Origin of the sequence: Serratia sp. SSNIH1, from assembly GCF_002935055.1 — a bacterium.
Classification (GTDB): Bacteria; Pseudomonadota; Gammaproteobacteria; order Enterobacterales; family Enterobacteriaceae; genus Serratia; species Serratia nevei.
Map to the genome: position 1 here is coordinate 5,027,610 of NZ_CP026383.1, position 12,655 is coordinate 5,040,264.

The 12,655-nt window shown below is 61.6% G+C and carries 12 protein-coding genes; 4 read left to right on the forward strand and 8 right to left on the reverse strand.

Features of this window, described 5'->3' with window-relative positions; all coding sequences use genetic code 11:
* Positions 1 to 5 precede the first annotated feature (5 nt).
* Entirely contained in the window at positions 6 to 431 is a 426-nt protein-coding gene (locus tag C3F38_RS24210; protein ID WP_004937244.1) for a DUF1249 family protein, read from the reverse strand.
* The gene (gene nudF / locus C3F38_RS24215) at positions 431 to 1,063 is read right to left on the reverse strand and encodes an ADP-ribose diphosphatase (protein ID WP_004937242.1); all 633 of its coding nucleotides are present in this window, start codon (positions 1,061 to 1,063) and stop codon (positions 431 to 433) included. Before nudF ends, C3F38_RS24210 begins: the two co-directional genes overlap by 1 nt.
* A 346-nt stretch (positions 1,064 to 1,409) precedes the next feature.
* Between nudF and hasF the strand changes: the two genes are divergently transcribed.
* Positions 1,410 to 2,921, forward strand: coding sequence for a multidrug efflux transporter outer membrane subunit HasF (gene hasF, locus C3F38_RS24220; RefSeq protein ID WP_055316196.1), 1,512 nt, complete (start codon positions 1,410 to 1,412; stop codon positions 2,919 to 2,921).
* Positions 2,922 to 3,069: 148 nt separating this feature from the next.
* Positions 3,070 to 5,019, forward strand: coding sequence for a dihydroxyacetone kinase operon transcriptional regulator DhaR (gene dhaR / locus C3F38_RS24225; protein ID WP_038879474.1), 1,950 nt, complete (start codon positions 3,070 to 3,072; stop codon positions 5,017 to 5,019).
* On the opposite strand, the gene dhaM is transcribed toward dhaR, so the two are convergent.
* From dhaM to C3F38_RS26775, 5 genes are all read right to left on the reverse strand, one after another.
* The gene (gene dhaM / locus C3F38_RS24230) at positions 5,016 to 6,446 is read right to left on the reverse strand and encodes a dihydroxyacetone kinase phosphoryl donor subunit DhaM (protein ID WP_038879476.1); all 1,431 of its coding nucleotides are present in this window, start codon (positions 6,444 to 6,446) and stop codon (positions 5,016 to 5,018) included. The genes dhaR and dhaM overlap by 4 nt on opposite strands.
* Before the next feature lie 17 nt (positions 6,447 to 6,463).
* Positions 6,464 to 7,096 (reverse strand): dihydroxyacetone kinase subunit DhaL, encoded by a 633-nt coding sequence (gene dhaL, locus C3F38_RS24235; protein WP_038879477.1) that lies wholly within the window; start codon positions 7,094 to 7,096, stop codon positions 6,464 to 6,466.
* Between the two features lie 9 nt (positions 7,097 to 7,105).
* Positions 7,106 to 8,176, reverse strand: a complete 1,071-nt coding sequence (gene dhaK, locus C3F38_RS24240) for a dihydroxyacetone kinase subunit DhaK (protein ID WP_038879479.1) — start codon at positions 8,174 to 8,176, stop codon at positions 7,106 to 7,108.
* Between the two features lie 51 nt (positions 8,177 to 8,227).
* A complete protein-coding gene (locus C3F38_RS24245; RefSeq protein WP_038879482.1) occupies positions 8,228 to 9,328 on the reverse strand; it encodes a glycerol dehydrogenase in 1,101 nt (366 codons plus the stop codon).
* 153 nt (positions 9,329 to 9,481) lie between these two features.
* A complete protein-coding gene (locus C3F38_RS26775; RefSeq protein WP_255411660.1) occupies positions 9,482 to 9,613 on the reverse strand; it encodes a hypothetical protein in 132 nt (43 codons plus the stop codon).
* A 68-nt stretch (positions 9,614 to 9,681) separates the two neighbouring features.
* Here C3F38_RS26775 and C3F38_RS24250 point away from each other — a divergent pair, with 68 nt between their 5' ends.
* The gene (locus C3F38_RS24250) at positions 9,682 to 10,350 is read left to right on the forward strand and encodes a DUF1190 family protein (protein ID WP_019453072.1); all 669 of its coding nucleotides are present in this window, start codon (positions 9,682 to 9,684) and stop codon (positions 10,348 to 10,350) included.
* A 3-nt stretch (positions 10,351 to 10,353) separates the two neighbouring features.
* Positions 10,354 to 11,514, forward strand: a complete 1,161-nt coding sequence (locus tag C3F38_RS24255; protein WP_055316198.1) for a glutathionylspermidine synthase family protein — start codon at positions 10,354 to 10,356, stop codon at positions 11,512 to 11,514.
* Positions 11,515 to 11,562: 48 nt separating this feature from the next.
* Here C3F38_RS24255 and ygiD read toward each other — a convergent pair whose 3' ends face one another.
* Entirely contained in the window at positions 11,563 to 12,345 is a 783-nt protein-coding gene (ygiD, locus tag C3F38_RS24260; RefSeq protein WP_038879487.1) for a 4,5-DOPA dioxygenase extradiol, read from the reverse strand.
* Positions 12,346 to 12,655: the final 310 nt, after the last annotated feature.

Below are 12,655 nucleotides of genomic sequence, written 5' to 3' on the forward strand. Positions count from 1 at the left end.
TCTGTCTAACAAACCGGAACCGCCATCGCTCCATGCGCCAAACAGTAGCGCAGCCAATCAGCAAGAAACTGGTTAATTTGATGCTTTTCGTCGCGTTGATGCAACTTTTTATTAGGATAATCATAACGCGCTTTAAAGCGGTAGATCTGCTGACTGGAACACACTTCCGCAACCATGGCGTCATGGTACAACCGCACCGTCATCGCGGGCAGGCTCCAGTAGCTGACCGCCGGAAAGATCTGCTCAATCTCCACCAACGACGTGTAACGCGTGGACTCAACGATGGTCAAACGATAGCCGGCGCCGTTCACCTGATAAGTCACCGTTTCGCCCGCTTCGTCGTTGCGCGGCAGCAAGCGGCGCAATTGCGCGAAGTTGGTTTCGCACAATCTCATCATTTCGGGGAAATCAGGGGTATAGCGCTGTTTCATTAGTTGGCCCACTCTTTTCTCAACGATTCATGGTGCAACGCCAGCCATTGCAATGCAATCACTGATGCGGCGTTATCGATCGCGCCCTCCTCCACCCAGCGGTAAGCCTGCTCGCGGCTGACCACGTGGACGCGGATATCCTCATGTTCTTCCGCCAGGCCATGGATGCCTTCGGCGGTGCCGGCGTCCACCTCGCCGACCATGATCGACAGACGTTCGCTGGTGCCCCCCGGGCTGGCCAGATAGCTCAGCACCGGCTTGCAGCGCCCGACCACCACGCCGGCCTCTTCCTGCGCTTCGCGGCGGCACACGTCTTCGACGCTTTCGCCGGTTTCGATCATACCCGCCACCATTTCCAGCAGCCAGGGCGAATTACTGGTATCGACCGCGGCGATGCGCAGTTGTTCAATCAGTACCACTTCGTCGCGCACCGGATCGTAGGGCAGCAGCACCGCCGCATGGCCGCGCTCGAAAATTTCACGCGTGATTTCAGGGCTCATTTCGCCATTGAACAAGCGATGGCGAAACCGGTATAAATTGAGTGAAAAAAAACCACGGTACAGCGTCTCGCGTGCAATAATTTCTACATCTTTTTTATCGAAAGTGACGGGTGACGGCTGCGAACGGTTCATGTGCGAATTCTCCTGCGTAGTATGCCGATAAAATAAACGGTTTTGATGACAGAAACAGCGGGACTCTCCGCCGCGGCTTTATGTTAGGCTGTTTTTCGCCGCCGGATGCGGCACGTTTGTGCGCTCGCATGTAATAGTGGGAAACAATCCGGATTGTCAGCCATAATATCAGCTGCAGTCGGCTCGGGCAGTTTGCCCTGGTAAATGGGCGGTCTGAAAGGTAAAAGTTACGTGAGATGGCACATTCAGCCACCTGATGCGTACCGCAGACTCTGCTAGAATCGGCAACTATTTCGTCTATCGTCAGCGCTAACATAGCAATATTGCTGCACAACAAGGAATGCAAATGAAGAAACTGCTCCCCCTTCTTATCGGACTGAGCCTGGGCGGCTTCAGTGCAATGAGCCAGGCAGAGAACCTGCTGCAGGTCTACAAACAGGCCAGGGAAAGTAACCCGGATCTGCGCAAAAGTGCTGCTGACCGCGACGCCGCATTCGAAAAGATCAATGAAGCGCGCAGCCCGCTGCTGCCGCAGCTCGGTTTAGCCGCAGGTTACGATTACACCAACGGTTATCGTGACAGCAATGGCGTTAACAGCAACGTGACCAGCGGTTCGTTGACGCTGACGCAAACTATTTTCGACATGTCGAAATGGCGCCAGCTGACGCTGCAGGAAAAGACCGCCGGCATCTCCGACGTCACCTTCCAGACCGCAGAGCAATCGCTGATTCTCAACACCGCCACTGCCTACTTCAACGTGCTGAAAGCGATCGACAAGCTGTCCTATACCCAGGCGCAGAAAGATGCGGTATACCGCACGCTGGATCAAACCACCCAACGCTTCAACGTGGGCCTGGTAGCGATCACCGACGTGCAGAACGCCCGCTCGAACTATGACACCGTGCTGGCGGCGGAAGTCTCCGCCCGCAACGATCTGGATAATGCGCTCGAAACGCTGCGCCAGGTGACCGGGGCCTTCTACCCGGAACTGGCCTCGCTGAATACCGATCGCTTCAGTACCCAGCGCCCAGAAGCGGTGAACAACCTGCTCAAAGAAGCGGAAGCACGTAACCTGAGCCTGCTGTCCGCCCGTCTGAGCCAGGATCTGGCGCGCGAGCAAATCCGCGCAGCCCAAACCGGCTATATGCCGACGATTGACGTCAGCGCGTCAACCGGCATCAGCAATACCAAATACAACGGCTCCAAAACCGGAGGCGCGAATGCTGCACGCTACAGCGATTCCGATGCGGGCCAAAATAAGGTCGGCATCAGCTTCAACCTGCCGCTGTACAGCGGCGGTGCGACCAATTCCCAGGTGAAACAGGCGCAGTACGGCTTCGTCGGCGCCAGCGAGCAGTTGGAAAGCTCACACCGCAGCGTGGTGCAGACCGTGCGTTCGTCGTTCAACAACGTCAACGCCTCGATCAGCAGCATCAACGCCTACAAACAGGCGGTGATCTCCGCGCAGAGCTCGCTGGATGCGATGGAAGCCGGTTATCAGGTCGGTACCCGTACCATCGTCGATGTGCTGGACGCCACCACCACCCTGTATAACGCCAAACGTCAGCTGTCCGACGCGCGTTATACCTATCTGATCAACCAGCTGAACATCAAGTCGGCGCTCGGCACGCTGAACCAAAACGATCTGCTGCTGTTGAATGGCGCGTTGGGTAAACCGGTGTCGACCGCACCTGACGCCGTCGCACCGCACAACCGCGCTCAGGACGCCTATGCGGACGGTTATCGGGACAATGCGCCAATGCAGCAAACCGCAGCGCCGGCACCAAGCGCCACACGCGCTGCGGCACCGGCCGTCCGCCAACCGGTACGCAACAGCGGCAACCCATTCCGCAACTGAAGCGCGCGTTGATAAACACGGGGTCCGGCCTGCGCCGCACCCCGTTTTTTTTGCCCCGATTTCCCCACTTCTGCCCGCCGCCTCACAGCCGTCGCTGCCCCAGGTGGTATCATCGTCACTCTCGTTTTCGCAGTCTGGATGAGGTTCGATGGACAACGATTCACGCTGGCAGCGCTTGATTAACGACGGCGAACTGCCGCCGCCGCTGCGCCCGACACAGGCGGTTTACGCCTCCTGGCTGCGCTGCCGCAGCCTGATGCAGCCCGACGTCTGGCAAGCACCGCACCGCGCTCAGGGCGCCACCTTCGAATCGATTTGCCGCCGCAAGAACGACCTGCTGACGCTCGGCCAGGCGGCGCTGGAAGATGCCTGCGAATACATGGAGCCACGGCGTTGCCTGTTGATGATCCTCGACGAGAGCGGCTGCATGCTGTGGCGCTGCGGCGACGCCAAAACCTGGGAGCTGTTGCAGCCATTGGGGTTCGCCCCCGGCGCTTACTGGGCCGAGGGGCAGATCGGCACCAACGCCCCGGCGCTGGCGGCGGCGGAAGGCCACCCGGTGCGGGTGAGCGGCGAGGAGCACGTGCGCCGGGCGCTGCACGGCTGGTCGTTCTGCGCCACGCCGGTCTACGACAACAGCGGCCGCCAACGCGGCTCGATCGCGCTAGGCTGCCTGCTGGCCGACTGCGCCGCCGGCGATCTGTCGCTGACGCTGGCCATCGCCCGCGAAATCGGCAATTCGCTGAACGCCGACGGCCTGCTGGCGGAATCCAACCGCCATCTGAATCAGCTTTACGGCCTGCTGGACGGCGTGGACGACGGCGTTATGGCCTGGGATCACCGTGGCTACCTGCAATACATCAACCAGCGCGCCGCCGGCCTGCTGAAGCTGGATGAACAGCAGAGCCAGGGCAAACCGCTGGCGCAGCTGCTGACGCTGCCCGCCCTGCTCAAGCGCGCCATCGCCGACCGGCAGCCGCTGCAACACGTCGAAGTCACCTTCGAAAGCCAGCGGCAGTTTATCGCCGCCTTGCTGACGCTCAAGCCGATTTTCGACGGCGATCGCTGCAGTTTCATCGCCCTGCTGCACCCGCTCGAGCGGCTGCGCCAGTACGTCAGCAGCCAGCTGGGGCGCGTCAGCCACAGCTTTGAGCAGATGCCCTCCGCCTCGCTGGAGATGCGGCGGCTGATCCGTTACGGGCAGCAGGCGGCCAAGGGCCAGCATCCAATCCTGCTGCGCGGAGAGGAAGGGGTCGGCAAAGAGCGGCTCAGCCAGGCTATCCACAACGCCGGCGAACGCGCCGCCGGGCCGTATATCGCCCTCAACTGCCAGCTGCTGCCGCAGGCGCAGGGGTTGCGTGAGCTGCTGGGCAGCGACGCCAGCGAAGAAGAGGCGGGCCAGCTCAGCAAATTCGAATTGGCCAACGGCGGTACGCTGTACCTCGAACAGATCGAATATCTGCCGGCGGAGATGCAGTCGGCGTTGCTGCAGGTGCTGAAAACCGGCGTGGTGATCCGCCTCAATTCCAGCCGGGTGATCCCGGTCGATGTGCGGGTGATCGCCGGCAGCGCCGCCGATCTGCCGCTGCTGGTGCAGCAAAACCGCTTCCGCCGCCAGCTGTTTTACAGCCTGCAAGCCTTCGAGATCCAGATCCCGCCGCTGCGCCAGCGGCTGAGCGATATTCCGCTGCTGGTCAAACACCATCTGCGCGCGCTGGAGCTGCATTTTCAGTGCCGCTTCCGGGTGGATGACGAAGTGATGGCCCAGCTGGCGCTCTACCTGTGGCCGGGCAACGATTTGGAACTGAAAGGGGTGGTGGAGCGCGCGGCGATGATCTGCCACGGCCACCACATCCAGTTAGCAGATTTGCCGGCACACCTGCTCGGCCAGCCATCGCTGCTGGAGAGCGATCCGCAGCCCGGCGCGCCGCTGTTGACGCTGACGGACATGGAGCGTCAGGCGATCCTCCGCGCGGCGACCGTCAGCCGAGGCCAGCTGACAGAGATGGCACAGCTGCTGGGCATCGGCCGCACCACCCTGTGGCGGAAGATCAAACAGCACGGGATCGACATCCGCCAGTTCAAGCTGCGCGCCTAGTGGCTGAGCTGCAACACCCCGCGCGCGGCGTCCAGCATCGCCTTCTGCCCGCTGCGGGTTTTACTCAGGCAATCCTGCATGCCGACCACCATCGGAATACCCATCGCCTTCGCCAGAATGGCGCTGTGCGACAGGGCATTGCCACCGCTGAGGCAGATGCCAAGCACCAGCCGCCTGTCGAGCATCACCACCTCTGAAGGCATCAGCTCGTCCATCACCAGTATCGACGGCTCTGCCAGCGCGATGACCGGCAGCGGCAGCCCCTGCAAATGGCACAGCGTGCGGCGCAGCATGTCGCGCACGTCCAGTTCACGCGCCCGCATGTAGTCGTCATCCAGTTCGCGGTACTCTTCGGCGATTGCCTCCAGCACCTGCCGCCAGGCCTGTTCGGCGCAGCACAGCTGCTGCGCGATGCGGGTGTACGCCGCCTGCTGCAGATCCGGATCGTCCAGCAGCATGCTGTGGGCGCCGAAGATCGCCGCCTGCGGCTTGCCGATCAGCGTGCCGGTACGTTCCGCCAGCCGGTTCAGATCGCTCAGGGTGTGCTGTAGCGCCTCCCGCAGGCGTTGCTGTTCGCCCAACACCTCGTCCGCGCCAATCCGTCTATCGACGGTTGGCGGCCAGAAGCAGTGGGCCTGGAACACCGGCCCGCTGGTGACACTTTCCGCCACCGGAATGCCATGCAGCGAAGGCTGCTGCCGCTCGGAAACCGTCTCGCCGAAATGTTGTTCCGCCAGCGCTTTGAACGCCGCCAGCGCTTCGTCCGCCTGCGCGCCGTCAGCGATCAAGCGAATGGTGTCGCCGTGGCGCACCTGCAGCAGCGCCAGCTGATTGAGGCTGCGCGGATCGACGCACTGCCCCTGTTTTTCCAGCACCAGCTCGGCCTTGAACGGCGCCAGCGCCTCTACCAGCCGCGCCGCCGGGCGCGCATGCAGCCCGTGCGGGTTCTGCACCGTCCAGGTTGCACTTTTGCCCTGCGCCAGCGGCAAAGCCGCGCTTTTCGCCGTAGATGTGGCCTCGCCCAGCTGCGCCTGTTTAGCCTGCAGCGCACCCTGCGCCTCCGCCACTACCTGCTCCAGCGAGGCGCCGGAGTTGGCGGCGACCACCGCCGCCAGCGTGCCTTCGACCAGCGGCGCCGCACACAGCCGCACTTTGGCGGCCACGTCTGGGTCCAGCAGATCGAGCGCGGTTTCCGCGCTGAGCAGCGCGCTGCCCAGGTCCATCAGCACCAGAACGCCGTCGCCGTCGGCAACCGCTTCGATCGCCTCCATCACTTTGACCGCGTCGGTGCCGATCGGATGCTGCTCGTCATCCACACCCGCCGCCAGCGCCAGCTTGCAGCCATCACCGCGCATCATCTGCCGCGCCAACTGCTCAACGCCGCGCGCCAGCAACGCACTGTGCGAAACCACCACGATATTAATCATCTCGCCTCCTGCTACAGCTAACTACCGGCGACCTCGGCCAGCGTTTTCATCATCAGCATCACCGAAGTGGCGCCGGGATCCTGGTGGCCGATGCTGCGCTCGCCCAGGTAACTGGCCCGCCCCTTGCGCGCCTGCATCGTGATGGTGCTCTCCACCGCCCGCTCGGCGCTGTCGGCGGCGCGCTGCAGCGCCTCCGCCACGCTCAGGTTCTGCTGCGCGGACTGGCCGAGGCTTTCCACCACAGGCCACCAGGCGTCGCACATGGTTTTGTCGCCCGGCTCCGCCTTACCGCGCATCACCACGCCTTCCACCCCCTCCTGCATCATCTGCTGCAGCTCCGCCAGATCCAGGCTTTGCTTGGCGTTCGCCGCCTGCGCCGCGCGGATGAAGAAGGTGCCGAACAGCGGACCGCTGGCGCCGCCCACGCTCGACAGCAGCGTCATACCGGTGTTTTTCAGAATGAAGCCGATATCTTTGTCCGCCACCGACGGCAGTTTTTCTACCACCTTGTTAAAACCGCGATTCATGTTCAAACCGTGGTCGGCATCGCCGATCTCGGTGTCCAACCGGGTCAGAAAATCGCGCTCCCGGCTGAACACCTCGCCGCAACGCATCAGCCAATCGACAACCTGTTGTTTGGTCAACGCCATGATTCCTCCTCAGCAACCCCAACGCAGCGCAGGCGTTTTCACCGGCGCATCCCACAAGGACAACAGCTCATCGTCCACGTTCAACAGCGTGATGGACACGCCCTGCATATCGAGTGAGGTGCAATAAGCGCCCACCAGGTTGCGTTCGATAATAATGCCGGCCTCGGCGCAGCGTTCCGCCAATCGATGGTATACGCCATACAGCTCGGACAGCGGCGTGGCGCCCAGGTTGTTGACCAGCGCGATCGCCCGATCGCCGCGCGTCAGCGGCTGCTTGGTCTGCATCTCATCGCGCCACTCGCCCTGCTGACGATCCCAGACGCGGATCGTGCGCTGATAGTGGCCGTGGTCGATCAGCGTATGGAACATGTCGTCCACCGCCGCGTTGAGCGTGGTGAACGGGCGGCGCGCAATGCCCGGCTCGCCGTGAATGCCGACGCCGAACTCCATTTCGTTCTCCGCCAGGGTGAACGACGGCTTGCCGGCGGCCGGCACGGTGCAAGCCCCCAGCGCGATGCCGATCGAATGCCCGTGGTTATTGATGCGATGCCCCAGCGTCACCACGCTGTCCAGATCGTCGCCGCGCGCCGCGGCGGCGCCCAGCAGCTTCTCCATCAGCACGGTGTTGGCTACCCCGCGCCGTCCGGCGGTAAACAGGCTGTCTTTGACCGCCACGTCATCATCCACCAGCACCGTCGCCACCGCGACGCCGCTGTCGTGCAGCAGCTCGGTGGCGGTTTCGAAGTTGAGCACGTCGCCGGTGTAGTTCTTGATCAGCAGCAACACCCCGGCGCCGCCGTCGATCGCCTGGCCGCACTCGTACATTTTATCCGGCGTCGGCGAGGTGAAAATTTCGCCCGGACAGGCGCCGTCGAGCATCCCTTCGCCGACGAAACCGCAGTGCATCGGCTCATGGCCGCTGCCGCCGCCGGACAGGATCGCCACTTTGCCCACTACCGGCGCGTCAGCGCGGGTCACGAACGCCGGATCCGCGTGCACCAGCAGCTCGGGATGGGCCTCCGCCAGCCCCTGTAACTGCTCTTCCAACACCGACTCGACCTGATTAATCAGTTTTTTCACGATGGTTTCCTCTGTAAGAACAAGGGCGCGGCACACCGCGCCCCAAGGGTATCAATGATGCTGCAACCAGGCGGCGCCCAGCCGATCCGCCGTCAGGATCGCCGCCTGCACGCCCGCAGGGGCGACCTTGAACGGCATGTTGTGAATGGTTTCGCCGGTGGCGCAGCTGGCCTCGGCCACCGCCATGATCTTCGCCGTCGCATCACCGGTGACGCCCATCTGCGCCAGCGTGATCGGCAGGCCGATGCCATGGCAAAACGCCAGCACGGTTTCAATCTGCGCCATCGGGCTGTTCTGCAGCACCAGCTGTGCCAGGGTGCCGAACGCCACTTTCTCGCCGTGATACAGGTGGTGGCACTCTTCCAGCACGGTAAAACCGTTGTGAATGGCATGCGCCGCCGCCAGCCCGCTGCTCTCGAAGCCGATGCCGCTCAGATAGGTATTCGCCTCAATGATGCGCTCCACCGCTTCCGTCACCACGCCGGCCTCGACCGCCAGTTTGGCTTTCACCCCTTCCGCCAGCAGCGTGTCATAACACAGCCGCGCCAGGCTGAGCGCCGCCAGCGTCGATTTGCCGCCGGCCATGCTGGTGGCCTGGGCGTCGAAACAGGCCTGGGCTTCGAAATAGGTGGAGAGCGCGTCACCCATGCCGGCCACCAGCAGACGCACCGGCGCTTTGGCGATGATGGCGCTGTCCATCACCACCATGTCCGGGTTGCGCGGGTAAATCAGGTATTCGGCGAATTCGCCCTGTTCAGTGTAGAGGACCGACAGCGCGCTGGTCGGCGCATCGGTGGAGGCGATAGTGGGAATAAGCACCACCGGCAGCTGTTGGTAGTGCGCCACGGCCTTGGCGGTGTCGAGCGTCTTGCCGCCGCCGACGCCGATCACGCCGCGGCAGCCGTGAGCCTGCAGCTCATGGCCGAGCCGGTCTATCTCTTTGCGGCAGCATTCGCCGTTGAAGCGGGCCGCGTGATGTTTCACGCCGTGCTGCTGCAGGCTGCCCATCAGGGTGTCGCCCGCCAGCTGCATCACGAAGTCGTCAGCGATCACCAGGTAGTGATCGGCGAGGGATTTGGCGTATTCGCCGACGGCGGCCAGCGCATTGGCGCCCTGAATATATTTGCCTGGTGACTGGATGATTCTCAACATAACCGGATCCTTGTAGGGAGTTGGCGATGGTAACGTTCAGATATCAGGTGATGACGCGCCGACTTCGCCGCCGGCTTGTTGTTGTGCTTCGACTATGAGCGCCCGCCGCCCGCCTGGCGAGCCTCGAGATTTTTGTTCCATTATGGAACATCATCATAGCGACAACGTTTCATGATGAAACGCCAACGCGCGTTTTTTCGCCGCGAAAGCGAACTGGCGCACACCCCAACGTATAACTGCGTAAAGAGTCGATTCTGCGGGCGTTTCAGCTTTAATTTTGACCATGTTTCCCCTATCCTTAGCGCCACTACTGGGAAAGGGCGAAAACAGCCCGCATGATGGGATTGATAACGATGAAACGGACAAAAAACATCAACCAAGAGACGTTCCGCAAATCCTGGCGCAGCTACCGTGTCGCGCCCGTGGCTTTGGCGATCAGCGCTGTCTTTATGCTGGCCGGCTGCGAGAAGAGCGATGAAACGGTCTCCCTGTATCAGAATGCCGATGACTGTTCGCGCGCCAATCCTTCGATGAGCGAGCAGTGCACCACCGCCTACAACAACGCCCTGAAAGAAGCGGCGAAAACCGCACCGAAATATGCTACCCGCGAAGACTGCGTCGCCGAGTTCGGCGAAGCGCAGTGCACCCAGGCGCCGGCTCCGGCGCAGGCCGGCATGGCGGCGGAATCGCAAAGCAGCGGCAGCTTCTGGATGCCGCTGATGGCGGGCTACATGATGGGTCGCCTGATGGGCGGCTCCGGCTTCGCGCAGCAGCCGCTGTTCACCTCCAAGAACGCCGCCAGCCCGGCAAACGGCAAGTTTGTCGACGCCAGCGGCAAGAGCTATGGCCCGGCCACCGCCGGCGGCCGCACCATGACGGTGCCGAAAACCGCCATGGCACCGAAGCCTGCGGTCACCAACACCGTGACCCGCGGCGGCTTCGGCGAGACCGTGGCCAAGCAGACCAGCATGCAGCGCAGCAGCGCCACCTCCAACTCCAGCTCTCGCAGCATGGGCGGTTGATGCATGAAACGTATTGCTATTACCGAGCGCCCGGACTGGCGTGAAAAAGCGACCGAGTTCGGGTTCCATTTCCACACCATGTACGGCGAGCCCTACTGGTGTGAAGACGCCTATTACCAGTTCACGCTGGCGCAGATTGAAGAGATCGAAAGCGCCACCGCCGAGCTGCACCAGATGTGCCTGCAGGTGGTGGAAAAAGTGGTTGGCAGCGACGAGCTGATGGCCAAGTTCTGCATCCCGAAACACACCTGGGAGTTCGTGCGCAGCTCCTGGCGCACCAACCAGCCGTCGCTGTACTCGCGTCTCGATCTGGCCTACGACGGCGTCAACCCGCCGAAGCTGCTGGAGAACAACGCCGATACGCCAACCTCGCTGTATGAGGCGGCCTTCTTCCAGTGGCTGTGGCTGGAAGACCAGATCAACGCCGGCAAGCTGGATCCGGAGTCGGATCAGTACAACAGCCTGCAGGAAAAACTGATCGAGCGTTTCGCCGAGCTGAAAGCGCATCACGGTTTTGGCCTGTTGCACCTGGCCTGCTGCCAGGACAGCGAAGAAGATCGCGGCACGGTGCAATATCTGCAGGACTGCGCGCAGGAAGCCGGTCTGCCGACCGAGTTCCTGTTCATGGAAGAGATTGGCCTTGGCGAGAAAGGCCAGTTTACCGATCTGCAGGATCAGGTGATCGGCAACCTATTCAAGCTCTATCCGTGGGAATTCATGCTGCGCGAGATGTTCTCCACCAAGCTCGAAGACGCCGGCGTGCGCTGGCTGGAGCCGGCCTGGAAGAGCATCATCTCCAACAAAGCGCTGCTGCCGCTGCTGTGGGAAATGTTCCCGAACCACCCGAATCTGTTGCCGGCTTATTTCGCGCAAGACGATCATCCGCCGATGGATCATTACGTCACCAAGCCGCTGTTCTCACGCGAAGGCGCCAATATCCAGATCGTCGAAAACGGTCAGGAAGTGGCGCGCGTCGATGGGCCATACGGCGAAGAGGGCATGATCGTGCAGCAGTTCCATCCGCTGCCGAAGTTCGAAGACAGCTACACGTTGATCGGCAGCTGGCTGGTAAACGATCAACCCTGCGGCATCGGCCTGCGCGAAGATCGCGAACTGATCACGCAGGATCTGTCGCGCTTCTATCCGCACACCATCCTCGGCTGATCCCCCCACCGAAGACAAAAACGCCAGTCTCTGACTGGCGTTTTTTCTTTAGCCTACCAGCACCGACAGCATGCTCAGTGCTCCCATTTCGATACCGTCGATCGGCACGCTGATGGCCTCTTTTCCATCCCAACCGCCAAGCACGTACAGCAACGGCAGATAGTGTTCCGGCGTCGGATTCGACAGCGCCGCCCCCTCATGGCGCATGAAATCCACCAGCGGATGGTTATCACCCCGATAACGCAGGTTATCGCGGACAAAGTTATTGAACGATTCCGCCCACGGGTAGGCGCTGGTATCGCCCTGCCATTTCACCATGCGCAGGTTGTGCACCACGTTGCCGCTGGCGACAATCATCACCCCCTCATCGCGCAGCGCAGCGAGTTTGCGGCCCAGTTCATAGTGATAGGCCGCCGGCTGCGTGCCGTCGACGCTGAGCTGCACCACCGGGATGTCGGCATTGGGATACATCTTGATCAAGACGCCCCAGGTGCCGTGATCCAACCCCCACTCGCCGAGATCGGCCGTTACCGGCACCGGCGCCAGCATTTGCTGCAGCTGCGCAGCCAGCGCGGGAGAGCCCGGCGCCGGATAACGGGTATCGAACAGCGCCTGCGGGAACCCTCCGAAGTCGTGAATGGTTTTGGGTTTTTCCATCGCGGTAACCGCAGTGCCGCGGGTATACCAATGTGCGGAAATCGCCACGATCGCCTTCGGACGCGGCAATGACTCACCCAACGCACGCCATGCCCGGGTGTAACGGTTGTCTTCCAGCACGTTCATCGGGCTACCGTGGCCAAGAAACAGTGCAGGCATACGAGAGGTGTTCATAGGGAGATCCTTAGTTCAAATTGTGCTATGCCGCTACATTACGCGCTTTGCCGCACCAACACAGCCGGATAACCGTGATGAAGATATTCAATAAATTTGAATTAAAAGCAGAGAAATACGTCGGTCAACAGAAAGATAAAAAAAATTATATATATCAATAGATTAATAACAACCGTGAATGTCATGGCATTACTGCCACACAGATCCAATTTGTGAACAATTTATGTGTTTTTTGTTAACACAATCTATACACTCCTCCTCTGCCGACGGGTGCCGACAGCCCCGCCGCGCGATGGGAATTACGTCTCAC